Source organism: Streptomyces sp. NPDC029466 (genome assembly GCF_055574515.1).
The window spans coordinates 152,775-166,250 of record NZ_JBVHZH010000007.1; the positions used below are offsets into that span (position 1 = coordinate 152,775).

Consider the following 13,476-nt stretch of genomic DNA (forward strand, 5'->3'; position numbering starts at 1 on the left):
CCGTGCGGCGGGGCGCGGGGGAAACGGTGCCGGCCCGGCCGCGCCGGAGGGCTGCGGCCGGGCCGTCGCCCGCGCCGACTGCGCACCGCGGGGGTCGGTGCGGCAGGGGCGGGCGTCAGGGAGGCGGTGTCAGGACGTGAGCACCGCCTTCATCACCGACCCGTCGGCCACCGCGGTGAGCGCGTCGGCGTGCCGCTCCAGCGGGAACGGCGTCACCAGGCTCGCCAGGTCGAAGCGGGCGGTGAGGGCCGGCAACAGCCGGACGTATTCGACGAGATGGGCGCCGGTGAAGGCCCAGGAGCCGACCACGTCGAGCTGCCGGTGGACGATCTGGTGCGGGTTGATCAGGGTGTCCCCGGCGTCCGTGTACTGGCCGATGATCAGGTAGCTGCCGCCCCGGCGGGCCAGGGTGAGGCCCTGTCCGACGGCGGCCGGCACCCCGGCGCACTCGATCACCAGGTCGGCGCCGTCGCCTCCGGTGGCGGCCCGTACCTCGCGCAGGACCTTCTCGGGGTCGTCGGCGTCGGCGATGTTCAGGTGGACGTCCCCGATGCCGGCCGCCGCGGCCCGCTCCAGCCGGCCGGCCGGACCGCCGACGACCACGACCTTGGCGGCCCCGGCCAGCTGCGCGAACGCGGCGGCCGCCAGCCCGACCGGGCCGCTGCCCTGCACCACGACGGTCTCCCCGAGCCGCACCGGCCGCCGCTCGTACAGCGCATGCGCCACGGTGGGACCGGCGCAGGCCAGCGACATGGCGGCGAGCGGGTCGGTGCCGTCGGGGACCTTGATCACCGTGGTGCCGGGCTGGAGCACGATGTGGTCGGCCCAGGCCCCGGAGAGTTCCGGCCCGTCGGCCAGGGCGCGGTTGACGCCGTAGGTGCGGCGCCGCTCGCACAGGGTCGGTTCGCGGTGCAGCCGGCAGGGCGGGCAGACCCCGCAGGCGAGGGAGGAGGCCCACATCACCGTGTCGCCGGCCGCGAGCGGGGCGCCGGTGGCGTCCTGGCACAGGCCGTCCCCCAATTCCTGTATGACACCGAGTCCTTCGTGCCCGAGGACCAGCGGGACGGGGATGTCCAGATGGCCCTGCTGAAGGTGCAGATCGGTGCCGCAGATGCCGCCGTAGCCGCAGGCCACGACCATCCCGCCGGCGGGGGCCGGGGGCAGCGGGAACTCCCGCAGCCGCAGCGGTTGGCCGAACTCCTCCAGGACGACGGCGCGTCCGGTGCGCCCGGTCATGCCGTCACCGCGCTCAGGCTCCGGGAGAACGGGGCCGCCAGCGGGCGCAGTGGCTCGGTGTCGCGGCACACCACATGCTCCGGACGGGGTTCGCCCACGGGCCGCGGCAGGTTGGCGGTGTCGTTGTAGGTGGCGATCAGCAGCCGGCGGGCGAACGGCGACATGTTGGGGGACGAGCCGTGCACGATCTCCGGGGAGAACAGCACGACGGAGCCGGCCGGGCCCTTGGGGCTGGTCATCCCGTGCCGGTCGACGTGCTCGGCGAGCTGCTGCGGCGACAGCGAGATGTCGTCCGGGTCGAGGTGCTGCTCGGACCGTGCGGCGGCCGAGCGGCCCTCGTGGACGAGTCCGCCGCGGTGCGAGCCGGGCAGGAAGATCACCGGGCCGTTGAACTCGGTGACCTCGTCGAGGAAGACGCCGATGTTGACCTGCCGCGGAGCGGGCAGGTTGTCGGCCAGCCGCCAGGCCAGGAAGTCCTGGTGCCAGGCCCACTTGTCGCCGCCGAACGCCGGCTTGGCGTTGATCTTGAACTGGTAGATGTAGACGTCGTCGGTGAGCAGCTGCCGGACGGGCTCCAGGATGCGCGGGTCGCGGATCAGTCCGGCGTACTCGGGCTGCCGCTGGTGCGAGGAGTAGACCGCGCGCACCTCTGTGCCGCCGTCCTCGGTCACCACCTGCGGGCCGGGCACCCTCGCGTCGCGCTCGAAGGCGGCGCGGAGGGCCGCCACCTCGTGCGGGTCGAGAAGGGATTCGAGCAGCAGGAACCCCTGCTCGTGGTACTGGTCGGCCTGTTGCTGGGTCAGTCGCATGCGGTTCTTCTCCTGAGAGGTGAGGGAATCCGTCGGGGCGGACCGGTGGGGTGAGCGGACCGGTGGGTGGGGGGTCAGCCCATGAAGTGCCCGCCGTCGACGATGAGTTGCTGTCCGGTGACATAGCCGCTGCGCGCGGTCACCAGGAATTCGAGGGCGTCGGCCATGTCCTCGGCCGTGCCGAGCCGGCCGCCGGGGATGGTGCCCAGGACGGCGGCCAGCCGCTCCGGGTCATCGAGGCGGTAGCGCTCGGTGACCTCTTCGGTGTCGGTGAAGCCGGGCAGCAGGGCGTTCACCCGGATGTGCGGGGCGAGTTCGAGGGCCAGGCACTTGGTGAGCTGGAGCAGCCCCGCCTTGCTCGCGCAGTAGTTGACGCCGTTCGCCCGGGGCCGGATCGCCGTGGTGGAGGCGACGTTGACGATGCCGCCGCCCCCGGCCGCCACCATCGCGGGCGCCAGGGCCCGGGTGAGGTGGAAGGGGCCGGAGAGGTTGGTGGCCAGCACCGTGTCCCAGTCCTCGTCGGCCATCGACAGGAACGGCCGGTCGCGGTTGACGCCGGCGTTGTTGACGAGGACGGCGGGGGCGCCGTACCCGTCGGTGATCCGGGCGCCGACCGCCCGGATCTCCGCGGGCCGGGCGAGGTCACAGCGCAGCGCCTCGATCCGGCCGTCACCGGCCTGCACGGTCCGCTGCGCGGCGGCGTCGTCACCGCGGTAGAGGGCGATCACCCGGTGGCCGAGGGCGGCGAGCCGGAGGCTCAGTGTCCGCCCGATGCCGCGGGTGCCCCCGCTGACCACGGAGAGCGTCATGACATCTCCCTGAAGTGGCGTGTGGAAACGGTCAGTTGGCGACGAGGTCGCCGCGCCGGAGGCCCGAGCCCTCGGGCACCTCGGCCGGGTCGCCGCCCACGCCGCTGATGCCGTTGTGGGCGTCGACGAAGACGACGTTCGGGACGAAGGAGGCCGCCTCGTCGTCCGTCATGGCGGCGTAGGCGATGAGGATGACGAGGTCGCCGGGGCTGATGAGCCGGGCCGCGGCGCCGTTGATGCCGATGACGCCGGAGCCGGCCGGGCCCTCGATGACGTAGGTGGACAGCCGGGCGCCGTTGTCGATGTCGACGATGTCGACCTTCTCGCCGGCCATCAGGTTCGCGGCCTTCATCAGGTCGGCGTCGACGGTCACCGAGCCGACGTAGTGCAGATCGGCCTGGGTGACGGTGGCGCGGTGGATCTTCGACTTCATCAGGGTGCGGTACATGCGGATTCCTCACGTGTGGTGGGAGGGGGTGATGGCACGGCGCGGCCGCGGGTGGGGCCGGCCGGTGGGGCAACGGCCGGGTCAGGCCGGCCAGGTCGCGTAGCGGCGCATGCCGTACAGCAGCGGCGCCTCTTCGGCGGCCGGGGTGTGCGTCCGGATGCCCAGCACCTCGCCGATCACGATGGTGTGATCGCCGGCCGGGGTGAGCCGGGCGACCCGGCACTCGGCGGTGGCATGGGCGTCCTGGATCAGCGCCGGCAGCCCGGTGGCGGGCGCCGGCTGCCAGGGGACGGTGCGGAAGCGTTCGGCGGCCGGCCCGGCGAACGCCTCGGCGGCCCGCCGCCCCGCGCTGTGCAGGAGGTTGACGGTGAAGGCCCCGCGCGCGGCGAGGACCGGCAGGGTGCTGCCGTTGTTGCCCGCGCACACCAGCAGCTGCGGCGGGTCCAGCGAGACCGAGCAGAAGGCGGTGCAGGTGAAGCCGTACGGCGTGCCCCCGGCGTCGGCGGTGGTGATGACGGCGACCCCGCTGGGGTGCGAGCTCATCAGGGCCCGGAACGCGTCCCGGGTCACCGCGAGTTCGTCCTGGACCGGGGTCACCATGCGAACGCCCGGGCGTCGTAGAGATTGACCCCGACGGCGGCCTTGCCCAGGTACTCCAGGCACTCCTGCGGCTTGGCCGGCATCACATGGGCGAACTGGACCTCGCGGATCAGCCGCTCCAGCGGATGGCTGCGGCTGATCGCGGCCGAGCCGCACAGCCGCAGCGCGTCCTGGGCGAGCCGCGGCCCGACCTCGCCGACCACGTACTTGGCGGCGTGCACCATGGCGTTCGCCTCCAGGCTGCCGCGTTGGGCGGTGACGAGATCACCGGCCTCGTGCACCAGGGCGCGGGCGGCCCGCAGCCGGGCGGACATCCGGCCCAGCTCCTGCTGCACCACGGGCGAGTCCGCGCGGGCGGGGGAGGCGGTGACATGGTCGACGGTGTGCTGGAAGAGGGCCTCGGCGATGCCGAGATAGGCGCCGGTGTAGCCGGCGATCATCCAGTGCGGTTCGCGTACGACCTTGAACAGGGACATGCCCTCGACGCCGAGGTAGAGCCGGGAGCGGGGCACCGGGACCTCGTCCAGCGTCATCGGGGCGGTGCTGGTGCCGTACATCGCGGACAGCTGCGGCACGGCGCCGAAGCTGACCCCGGGGTCGTCGGCGGCGACGACGAAGTGCGAGGCCTCGCCGGTGTCCTCGCCGCCGCTGTCGGGGGCGGCCGCGACGACGTAGTAGTCGGCGGCGCCGGCCAGCGACACGAACGACTTCGTGCCGCTGAGGAGGTAGTGGGTGCCGTCGTCGGAGAGCCGGTAACGGGTCTGCATGCCGCGGAGCTTGGCGCCGCGGCCGGCCTCGGAGGTCGCGGAGGCGAACAGCTTGCGGCCGTGCACGACCTCGTCCAGCATCCAGGCGCGGAAGGCCTCGGCGGCCGGGGGCAGCCGGGTGCCGGCGGCATCGGCGAGCGCGCCGATGACGACATGGTGCATGTTGAAGCCGAGGGCGGCGGCGCCGTGGTGCGCGCCGAGTTCGGCCAGCACCCGCCAGTAGTCGCCGAAGCCGAGGCCGGCGCCGCCCGCCTCCTGGGGGACGAGCAGGGCGAGCAGACCGGACTCGCGCAGGATGCGGTAGCTCTCGTGGCCGTTGTCGCGTCCGGCGTCGGTGTCCGCGGCGAGCGGGGCGAGCCGTTCGCCCGTCTCCGCGGCGAGTTTGCGGAGATCGTTGAGGGGGGTCGGCAGCGTCATCGAAGTCCTTCGGGTCGGTGATCGGCCGGTCGGGTTCCGACCGGTCAGTTCTCGACGGGCAGGCCGAGTTGCCGGGCCACACCCACGCGCAGCAGGTCGTTCGGACCGGCGTAGGTGAGGGCCGCCATGGGGGCGGCCAGGTCGGCGGCGAGGTCGAAGCCGGGGAGGAAGGCCCGGACGCCGGACAGCGCGGTGGCGTGCTCGGTCATCCGTACGTAGTCCTCGGAAACGGAGATCTTGGTGAGGGCCGCCCCGGCGGCGAGCTGCCGGGCGGGGGTACCGGCGTCGAGCCGGGCGGCCATCGCGTAGAGCTGGACGCGGGAGCGGTGCAGCGCCAGGGCCATCTCGCTGATCCGCCCCGCGACCTGGTGGCTGGCGCCCATGCGGCGGCCGAAGTGGTCGCGCTCCGCGGCCCAGTCGACCGTACGGGCCAGCAGGCGCCGCATCGGGCCGAGGGCGTAACCGAGGACGAGGGAACGCTCCCAGGCGGTGGTGGAGGCCATCACCGCCAGCCCGGAGCCCTCCTGGCCGAGCAGCGCGCTCGCCGGCAGCCGGGCGCCCTCGAAGAGCAGCTCCCCCATGGGCACGGTGGGCAGCGCCGTCTTGGTGAAGGTCTCCCCGCGGCGGATCCCCGGCAGATCGAGCGGGAAGAGGAACGCGGACAGCGCGAACGGTGAGCGTCCCTCGGCGGTACGGGCGAAGACGATCGCCCGGTCGGCCACCGGGGCGGCGGTGATGAACGTCTTGGCGCCGTCGAGCACGAAGCCGTCCCCGTCCCGCCGGGCGCGGGTCTCCATGGAGAACGGGTCGCTGCCGCCGCCGCGTTCGGTCAGCGCGTGGCACAGCAGCTCCCGGCCCTCCTGGACCTCGGCGACCGCGCGCCAGGCGTCGGCGCCGAGGGCGTCCCGCAGCGGGAACTGCATCCCGAAGATCTGCGAGGCCAGCGCGTAGCACAGGCCCGGGTCGGCGCCGGCCAGACCGATCCCCTCGATCATGGCGAGCGAGCGGGTGACCGGGCCGGGTGCCGTGGCCTCCGGCGCGGCGAGCTTGAGCACACCGAGGTCGGCCATGGCCTGCCACTGGGCGCGGAAGTCCTGGCCGGCCAGCTGCTCCAGCACCGGGGCGGCCAGCGCCTGGTAGGTGTCGACGAAGCCCTCGGTCTCCGGTGCGCCGGTGCGCAGCGCCGCGGTGGCCGCCGCGCTCATTTGCCGCCCTCGGCGGAGAGCTTCTCGATGGCGGCCCACAGGGCCTTGGGGCTGCGGAAGTTGGCGGCGACGATCTCGGTGTCGGGCAGGCTGACGCCGGCCTCCTTGTCGAGTGCCGCGACGATCTCCATGATCGCCAGCGAGTCGACCAGACCCCGTTCCAGCAGCGGGGTGTCGGCGTCCAGGGAGCCGGCGTCCTCGCCGGGTCCCCAGGTGATCCGGCTGCCGATCAGGGTGCAGAGTTCTTCGACGCTGTTCATACGGTGAGCTCCTCGGGGAGTGCGGGGGCCGCGGGGTGGCCGTCGGTGTCGCGCAGCGCGCGGCGGTCGACCTTCCCGCTGGTGGTGGTGGGCAGGGTGGCGAGCGGAACGATCCGGTCCGGCAGCATCCGCCGGGGCAGCACCTCGCGTAGCGCGGCCAGGACCTCCCGTTCGGTGGCGTCGGTCTGTGCGTAGGCCCAGATCTGGCCGGCGTGCGGGCCGTCCTTGGCGACGACCGCGGCGGTGGCGATCCCCGGCAGCTCCAGGACGGCGTTCTCCACGTCCATCAGGTCGATACGGTGCCCGCGCCGCTTGACCTGGTTGTCGCGCCGCCCGCGCAGGAAGACCAGGCCGTCGGGGGTGATCCGGCCGAGGTCGCCGCTGGCGTAGGCGCGGCGGGCGACGCCGTCGCGGCAGGCGATGATGGTGGTGGGGTCGTCGGGGGCGCCGCCGCGCAGATAGCCCTGGAAGACGACGGGCCCGGCGATATGGATCTCGCCCTCGCCGTCGGTGGGCGCGCCGTCCTCGTCGAGCACCTCGATGTGGACGCCGCCGATCCCGCGGCCGATGGGCAGTTCCCGGTCGGCGGTCCAGTCGGCCGGCACCCGGTAGTAGGTGCAGGCGTTGGTCTCGGTCGGCCCGTACAGGTTGTAGAACGGCACCCCGTCCAGCAACCGCAGATAGCGCTCCAGGAGTTCGGGAGCGAACGCCTCCCCGCCGAAGGCCGCGATGCGCAGGGCGGGCGGCGGGGCGTCGGCGATACCGCCCTGCTGGAGCATGTTGTGGTAGAGCGACGGCACGGCCATGAAGGCGGTGATGCGCTGTTCGGTCAGCCAGCCGACGACATCGCGCGGGAAGGCCCGCAGCAGATCCGGCATCAGGACCGTACAGGCCCCCGCGGCGGCGGCGCTGAACAGGTCGAAGGTGGTCAGGTCGAAGGTGAGCGCGGCCTGCGAGCCGATCCGGTCGTCCGGGGTGAGGCCGAACTCCCCGGCGGCCCACAGCGCGTAGTGGGCCACGTTCTCGTGCGAGAGCAGCACGCCCTTGGGCCAGCCGGTGCTGCCGGAGGTGAAGAGGATGTAGCCGCCGGAGCCGGCGGGCGCGGGCAGCGGTGCGGGCCGCTCCTCGGGGGCGAGGATCCGCAGCCGGTGCAGACCGTGGTCGAGGGTGCCCTCGTCGGCCGGGGCGCCGTCGCGGGCGCGGGTGGCGGCGCGGCGGGCCCCGGGCAGCGCCCGGTCGACGGTCACCAGCAGGGACAGCCCCGCGTTGCGGATCATCCGGGCGGTGCGCTCGGGCGGGTCGGCGGTGTCCAGGGGCGCGGTCACCGCACCGGCCCGCAGCGCCGCGTACAGGGCGATGACGGTGGCCGGGGTCTTGGGGGCGTAGACGCCGACCCGGTCGCCCGGTGCCACGCCCTCGGCGGTCAGCCGGGCGGCCAACGCGGTAACGGCACGGTCGAGTCGGTCGTACGTCCAGCTCTCCCCGGCCCCCTCCAGGGCGGTGCGGTCGGGGTGGACCCGGGCAGAGCGGGCCAGCAGGGCGTCGAGGCGTACGGGAGCGGGCGCGGTCATCGGGCGGCCCCCGCGGACTGCGCGTGCCCGGCGAGGAAGTCGCACACGGTGTCGGTGACCAGGCCGGGGCGGACCAGGTGCGGGTAGTGGTCGCAGCCCTCGGGGACCAGGCGCCGGAACGGGCCGCTGACCGCGCGCTCGACGGCGTCGACCTGGGCCAGCGAGCCGTATTCGTCCGCGTCTCCCTGGATCATCAGTACCGGCGCGGTGATGTCGAGGTCGTGCTCCAGGGACCAGCTGCGGAAGGCGGGCGAGAGCCACACCCCGCTCCAGCGGTCGAAGACGCCCCGGGGGTCGTCATGCACCATGGCCATCTTCCTGGCGAGCGGGCCCGCGTCGTAGGAGGCGCGGGCGTTCTCGATGCCGACGCGGTTCTCCTCTTCGAAGTACATGTGCGGGCCCATCCCGATGACGGCCTCGACGGGGTGCGCCGAGGCGTACAGCAGGGCGATGGACGCACCGTCGCTGTGGCCGACCAGGACGGGGCGGTCAAGGCCCAGCGCGCCGAGCAGTTCGGGCAGGACGTCCTGGGCGTGCTCATGCATATAGCGGGGGGTGCGCGGCAGCGGGTCGGGGCCGCTGCCGCCGTTGCCGTGGCGGGAGTAGACCAGGGCGCGGCGTCCGGTGGCGGCGGCCAGCCGGGCGGGGAAGCGTCCCCAGGCCGCGAGGCAGCCGAGTCCGCCGTGCAGGAAGACCAGGGGCGCCAGGTCCGGGTCACCGTCGATCAGGACATGTTCAAGGGGACCGTTGCGCGTATCGATTACGGGCACAGCAAATCCTTCTCAGTGATGTACGGCAGCAGCAGGGGAATTCCGGAAAACGCAAGCCGGCGGCACGCCACGGCGGCGTGCCGGAACGCGGCAGAAAGGTGAATGACGGGCCGGCGGGCGGCAGTAATAGTTGAAGAAAAATAGTTGGATAGGGTGGTGGTCATCAATGGGACGGCGACGCGGGAACGACGCATCACATGACGTCGAATCGCTCGTTCCGCACCCGGCGCCACCCGTGGACGGCGCCGGCCGGTAACTCAGCTACGAAACGTTCTCAGAGGCGGTGACAAAGCAACTTCAAGCACGGAAACCTGCTGGACGGCCCGGCCGGCCAGACATTCTTTTACATTCACTTTGGTCAATTTTTGCGCCGTGCCCATTGACGGCGCTGCACCAATGCCCCTGCACATGCCCCCCGTTGAACGCCCCGTTGCACGCATGACTGCTCACCAGCGGTGTCGACGACCGGTGCCGGCTTCCTGGCACCCGGTCCGCTCGGTGGCATCAAGAAGACTAGACACTGGGCAGGGGCTGGAGAAATGAAATTGCTGAACCGCCTATACGCCCCACGAATGAACGTCGATCTGCGTCATCTGCGCTGCTTTCTCGCGGTAGCCGAGGAAGGCGGCTTCACGGCCGCAGGCCGACGGCTGCATCTCGCCCAGCCGACCCTGACCCGCAACATCAGAACGCTTGAGGAGTCCCTGGGAGTGCGGCTCTTCGAACGCAGCACCCGGAGAACGGAGCTGACCGAAAAAGGACAGACCCTGCGAGCCGCCGTCACCCCGCTGCTGCGCCAACTCGATGCGACGCTGCGGGAATTACAGAACGGGGAGAAACTGCGCATCGGCTTCAGCTGGGGACTGCCCCAGGGTTTGTCGCGACTCGCCTCCCGCTTCGGCGCGGAGGCCGGCGTCGGCGTCGAATTCATCCGCTGTGACACCCCCCAGGCCGGACTCGACACCGGCCAGGCGCATCTGGGCCTGCTGCGCGGCGAACCCCTGCCGAAGGGCCTGCGCACCGTCCTCCTCTACGAGGAGCCTCGCATCGCGGCGGTCCCCGCGAGCTGGCAGCTGGCCGAACGCACCGCACTCGACTGGGCGGAGCTCGCCGACCTGCCGCTGATCATCAACACCGTCAGCGGCGTCACCTTCCCCGACATGTGGCCCGACGGCCGCCGCCCGGTGGTCGGCGCCGAATGCCGCAACATGGACGAATGGCTGGAACAGGTGGCCGTCGGCCTCGGCGTCGGCACCGCCCCGGTCTCCGCCGCCCGCCGCTACACCCACCCCTCCGTCCGCCTCGTCCCCCTCACCGGCGCCCCCACCGTCCGCGCCTACCTCGCCCACCCCTCCCACGGCGCCCACCCCCAGGCGCCCCGCTTCGCCGATCTGGCCAGGCGAACGGCCCAGGAACTCCGGGAGTAGGGGCGGCGGGAGCGCCGGTGCCTCCGGGCGACGAGGTCCCGGCCATGCTCCGGTCGGGACCTCGTCGCCTGCCCGCCGGCTGCCCGAGTTCCACGAGCCTGCCGCTGACCAGCAGAAAGCCCTCCATGGATGATCTTGCCCTGGGGTGCAAATGACTGCGCCGAAAGCTCAATCGGAGCGTCGGGCCAGCACGGACTCCGGGATGCCGGACAAGATGGCGGGCTCCTGGGAGCCGCGATAGGCGAAGTGCAGATCTTCGCGAGCACGAGTGCACAGCACGAAGAAGCGCAGACGCGCGTCGACGCTCGTCGGATCCTCCGTGTATGTGTCAAGGTCCGGGACGAAGACGCTGTCGAACTCGAGGCCCTTCATGCTCGCCGTGCTCACAATCCGGATGGATCTCCCCAAGAAGTCCATACGCTTTCGATGCTCGTCGTCGTGCACATACGCCTGGGTGTACTTGGCGAGACCGTGCTGCGTGAGTCTGCTCTGGATTTCCCGGATCAGCAGGGTCGACCTACAGATGATCCCGATTCTCTGCTCCGGCTGCGCGTTGAAGTATTGAGCGATCCTGGTCAGGAGGTGCCCCAAGGAGGGGACCTTCAGGACACAGGGCAGCTGCCCGGCGGTTGCAGGAAGCCCCTTCTCTCCACAGGGGTGATGGAACTCGGACGCCAGCATGACGATTTCGCGGCTGTTTCGGTGGTTCTTGCGCAGGACGAGTGGACCGGAATGTGCTGCGAGCGCTTCGCATATTTCAAGCAGGGTGCTCTGGTCTTCACCGATTCGCTGTTCCTCGTCGGCGAAGACAGTGACGCTGATGTTGAGAATTCGGCACAAATCATAGAAGGCGACTGGAAGATTCTGACCTTCGTCGATCACCAGATGGGTTTGGGATGTGACGTGCTGCAGGATGCAGTGCCGCTGCATCTCGAACCAGTCGTAGCTCCAACCACCCTCGTCCGTCTGCGGGGGAGCAGTTTGGAATCGTGCCTTCCAGAAATCTCTGACCCATCGATGGAATGTGGTGACGGTCAGGGCCGCGGTGAGGTCAGGGGCCGCCTGGGCCAGGTACTGCCGCAGCAGGTTGGAGCGTGCGAAGAGGGTGACTTCGCGACCTGCCGTGGCCAGCATCCAGGCTCGATAGACGGCCATCACGCTCTTACCGGCACCAGGTGCTCCGGTGACCACGTGGCATCCGTGGAAGGGGAGATCGACGACCGTTTGTTGCTCGGGCTCGAGGCCGAGAAGGGAAGGAAATCTCACGGCAGATCAATGACCTCTGCCGACTCGTCCAGTGCCGCTTGGACAACGTCCCGAAAGAACCCGGGGACCGCGCCGTCACCGATCAGCAGGGTCCTGTCCAGCAGGGAGTTGTCGATCTCGCAACAGGTCTCGGGGAGGAGCGTGCACGCATGACAAGCGGCTCGATTGAGGTTGGCCAGGGACCTCCCCGTCGAATCGGCGCAGAGCGGGTCCTGGGAGCACCATTGCGCCGATTCGAGCAAACGGATCAGGGTCTCGACCAGATTCGGTGCTTGACCTTGACGGACGAGCCCGCCCAGTGTGCCCTCCGAGTCCCCTGCGGCCGTATAGATGAACACCCCTGCCTGTGGTGGCAGTTCACTGCCCGGGGCGTGGCTTCGGGCATAGACGCGTTCACGCAGTGCGGCCGAGTTGTAGCCACTGTCGTAGGACAGCTGGCGGATGAACTGATGGGCCAAGGTGTGCAGCATCACGAATCGCGGGAGAAGCTTCGGGCCGGACTTATCCCTGAGGCGGTCGGCTTTGAACGAGGCGTCCAGGTTCTGCTCGATCCGTAGAGTCCAGTCGCGAACCGAGGAAAGTTCCTCCCAAGTGCGCAGACGATGCTCCTCGACGGAGATGAAGATCCCTTCACCGTAAGTCTCGATGGCGGGCAACCACAGGGGCCGTCCTTGCGTGTTGACCGATACCACGCGGCCGCCGTCGGCCTCCTCGCCGTCGCCGGTGCTGGGTTCGTATCGCGAGAAACCCTCGAGCGCGCGGACTTCGCGCACCCGATCGGCCACGACGACCCCGGAGATTCGCGCGTCCAGCTCACGCATGGATTCGGGGTGGTCATGGTCCACTCCGAGGTGAGTGCGACGGACGGAGAACGTCTGAGAGCCGGCACCGGGCTTCGGCGCGGAGAAGGCCGCCCATTCGGCGATGCTGAGATCGTCGTCAGGGTCATCCGCTGACGGCATCGAGGCGGCTTCGTCCGCGTACCGGCGACGCAGAGTCTCGATGAACTCCTCAGGGACCCCGCAGTCCCGTGCGATGTACTCTCTGAAGACATCGGAGGCCGGACTGTTTTCGGAGCTCTTGAAGTCGGGCCACATGCGGTGGTTGACGACCAGCTGCGCCATCTCGTCGTCCTCGGAAAGCCCTTCGGGTGCAGGGATGTCCAGGGCCGAGTGCGTGATCGGGAAGTACACGTTGGATGCGCCGCGCTGCACAGCTTGCGGTGTTTCCTCGCAGGGATCCGCCTCATCATCCGTGGACTGCCATGGATGGCTTCCCGTGCATTCCAGGCCGACCTGCTTGAGAACGTTCTTCTGGCTGATCCCTGCCAGATTCCTTCCGGCATGGCAGGCGAAGCAGACGACTCGCAGGGCTTCCAACCCGGAGGATTCGGGAGTTGCCACGAATCGAAGTTTGTAAACTCGGCACTGGCGTTGGTCGTGTCCTTCGCTCCTGGAGTGGGCCCATCGCCGCCAGTCGATGTCAGCCATGTGGCCTTCCCGGCACACCTGGATGAAACGCATCGGGGCCAGTTGCGGCTTTCCCGGGCAGATGCCACATACCGCCTGCTTCTCCCATTGCTCCAGGTTCTGCCGCCAGAGCACCATCTTCCTGCACTGAGGGCAGAACAACCACTTGGGAAATCGTACATACGTGGGCCCGATGCGGGTCGCGTATGCGGCCTTGCCGGAGGGAATGACGGGTGCCGAGCGAAAGCCTTGCACGCCCAGTTTTGCCGCCAGCCGGGGGGATTCGACTCGTTCTCCGTTGGCCGCCCAACTGCGAATGTCTGCGGCGACGAAGGATTCGCCTCGAATGTCGATGATCCCACCGACACCGAAGGGCACGATGGTCTGAGCCCTGCGAACTTTTCGACGAATGTCCTTCACTG

General features: G+C 70.4%; 13 protein-coding genes. 1 reads left to right on the forward strand and 12 read right to left on the reverse strand.

Going from position 1 to position 13,476, the window contains the following annotated elements; genetic code table 11:
* Positions 1-129: 129 nt before the first annotated feature.
* The 10 genes from ACZ4XD_RS09070 to ACZ4XD_RS09115 form a co-directional block, all read right to left on the reverse strand.
* Positions 130-1,236, reverse strand: a complete 1,107-nt coding sequence (locus ACZ4XD_RS09070; protein WP_468039711.1) for a zinc-binding dehydrogenase — start codon at positions 1,234-1,236, stop codon at positions 130-132.
* A complete protein-coding gene (locus ACZ4XD_RS09075) occupies positions 1,233-2,045 on the reverse strand; it encodes a phytanoyl-CoA dioxygenase family protein (protein WP_468039713.1) in 813 nt (270 codons plus the stop codon). Before ACZ4XD_RS09075 ends, ACZ4XD_RS09070 begins: the two co-directional genes overlap by 4 nt.
* Positions 2,046-2,119: 74 nt before the next feature.
* Positions 2,120-2,854, reverse strand: a complete 735-nt coding sequence (locus ACZ4XD_RS09080; RefSeq protein ID WP_468039715.1) for an SDR family NAD(P)-dependent oxidoreductase — start codon at positions 2,852-2,854, stop codon at positions 2,120-2,122.
* Between the two features lie 31 nt (positions 2,855-2,885).
* Complete coding sequence (panD, locus tag ACZ4XD_RS09085; RefSeq protein ID WP_190146187.1) at positions 2,886-3,302, reverse strand: aspartate 1-decarboxylase; 417 nt, start codon at positions 3,300-3,302, stop codon at positions 2,886-2,888.
* An 81-nt stretch (positions 3,303-3,383) separates the two neighbouring features.
* Positions 3,384-3,902, reverse strand: a complete 519-nt coding sequence (locus ACZ4XD_RS09090; RefSeq protein WP_468039718.1) for a flavin reductase family protein — start codon at positions 3,900-3,902, stop codon at positions 3,384-3,386.
* The gene (locus ACZ4XD_RS09095; RefSeq protein WP_468039720.1) at positions 3,896-5,086 is read right to left on the reverse strand and encodes an acyl-CoA dehydrogenase family protein; all 1,191 of its coding nucleotides are present in this window, start codon (positions 5,084-5,086) and stop codon (positions 3,896-3,898) included. The genes ACZ4XD_RS09090 and ACZ4XD_RS09095 overlap by 7 nt, the downstream gene beginning before the upstream one ends.
* Before the next feature lie 44 nt (positions 5,087-5,130).
* Positions 5,131-6,291: an acyl-CoA dehydrogenase family protein gene (locus ACZ4XD_RS09100; RefSeq protein WP_468039722.1), complete on the reverse strand. Its 1,161-nt coding sequence runs from the start codon at positions 6,289-6,291 to the stop codon at positions 5,131-5,133.
* Positions 6,288-6,551 (reverse strand): acyl carrier protein, encoded by a 264-nt coding sequence (locus ACZ4XD_RS09105; RefSeq protein WP_052718961.1) that lies wholly within the window; start codon positions 6,549-6,551, stop codon positions 6,288-6,290. The genes ACZ4XD_RS09100 and ACZ4XD_RS09105 overlap by 4 nt, the downstream gene beginning before the upstream one ends.
* Positions 6,548-8,122 (reverse strand): amino acid adenylation domain-containing protein, encoded by a 1,575-nt coding sequence (locus tag ACZ4XD_RS09110; protein ID WP_468039724.1) that lies wholly within the window; start codon positions 8,120-8,122, stop codon positions 6,548-6,550. Before ACZ4XD_RS09110 ends, ACZ4XD_RS09105 begins: the two co-directional genes overlap by 4 nt.
* Positions 8,119-8,892, reverse strand: a complete 774-nt coding sequence (locus ACZ4XD_RS09115; protein WP_468039726.1) for an alpha/beta fold hydrolase — start codon at positions 8,890-8,892, stop codon at positions 8,119-8,121. Before ACZ4XD_RS09115 ends, ACZ4XD_RS09110 begins: the two co-directional genes overlap by 4 nt.
* A 572-nt stretch (positions 8,893-9,464) precedes the next feature.
* On the opposite strand from ACZ4XD_RS09115, the gene ACZ4XD_RS09120 reads away from it, so the two are divergent.
* On the forward strand, positions 9,465-10,319 hold the full coding sequence (locus tag ACZ4XD_RS09120) for a LysR family transcriptional regulator (RefSeq protein ID WP_468039728.1): 855 nt from the start codon (positions 9,465-9,467) through the stop codon (positions 10,317-10,319).
* A 168-nt stretch (positions 10,320-10,487) separates the two neighbouring features.
* On the opposite strand, the gene ACZ4XD_RS09125 is transcribed toward ACZ4XD_RS09120, so the two are convergent.
* Together ACZ4XD_RS09125 and drmB are read right to left on the reverse strand one after the other, a co-directional pair.
* Positions 10,488-11,585 carry a DEAD/DEAH box helicase gene (locus tag ACZ4XD_RS09125; protein WP_468039730.1) on the reverse strand — a complete coding sequence of 366 codons (1,098 nt, stop codon included), beginning with the start codon at positions 11,583-11,585 and terminating at the stop codon, positions 10,488-10,490.
* Positions 11,582-13,474: a DrmB family protein gene (gene drmB / locus ACZ4XD_RS09130; RefSeq protein WP_468039732.1), complete on the reverse strand. Its 1,893-nt coding sequence runs from the start codon at positions 13,472-13,474 to the stop codon at positions 11,582-11,584. Before drmB ends, ACZ4XD_RS09125 begins: the two co-directional genes overlap by 4 nt.
* Positions 13,475-13,476: the final 2 nt, after the last annotated feature.

What these genes read in the sequence shown, in the direction of transcription:
- ACZ4XD_RS09070 (WP_468039711.1), bottom strand. Translation starts at nt 1,236, where the DNA reads ATGACCGGGCGCACCGGACGCGCCGTCGTCCTGGAGGAGTTCGGCCAA.
- ACZ4XD_RS09075 (WP_468039713.1), bottom strand. Translation starts at nt 2,045, where the DNA reads ATGCGACTGACCCAGCAACAGGCCGACCAGTACCACGAGCAGGGGTTC.
- ACZ4XD_RS09080 (WP_468039715.1), bottom strand. Translation starts at nt 2,854, where the DNA reads ATGACGCTCTCCGTGGTCAGCGGGGGCACCCGCGGCATCGGGCGGACA.
- panD (WP_190146187.1), bottom strand. Translation starts at nt 3,302, where the DNA reads ATGTACCGCACCCTGATGAAGTCGAAGATCCACCGCGCCACCGTCACC.
- ACZ4XD_RS09090 (WP_468039718.1), bottom strand. Translation starts at nt 3,902, where the DNA reads ATGGTGACCCCGGTCCAGGACGAACTCGCGGTGACCCGGGACGCGTTC.
- ACZ4XD_RS09095 (WP_468039720.1), bottom strand. Translation starts at nt 5,086, where the DNA reads ATGACGCTGCCGACCCCCCTCAACGATCTCCGCAAACTCGCCGCGGAG.
- ACZ4XD_RS09100 (WP_468039722.1), bottom strand. Translation starts at nt 6,291, where the DNA reads ATGAGCGCGGCGGCCACCGCGGCGCTGCGCACCGGCGCACCGGAGACC.
- ACZ4XD_RS09105 (WP_052718961.1), bottom strand. Translation starts at nt 6,551, where the DNA reads ATGAACAGCGTCGAAGAACTCTGCACCCTGATCGGCAGCCGGATCACC.
- ACZ4XD_RS09110 (WP_468039724.1), bottom strand. Translation starts at nt 8,122, where the DNA reads ATGACCGCGCCCGCTCCCGTACGCCTCGACGCCCTGCTGGCCCGCTCT.
- ACZ4XD_RS09120 (WP_468039728.1), top strand. Translation starts at nt 9,465, where the DNA reads ATGAACGTCGATCTGCGTCATCTGCGCTGCTTTCTCGCGGTAGCCGAG.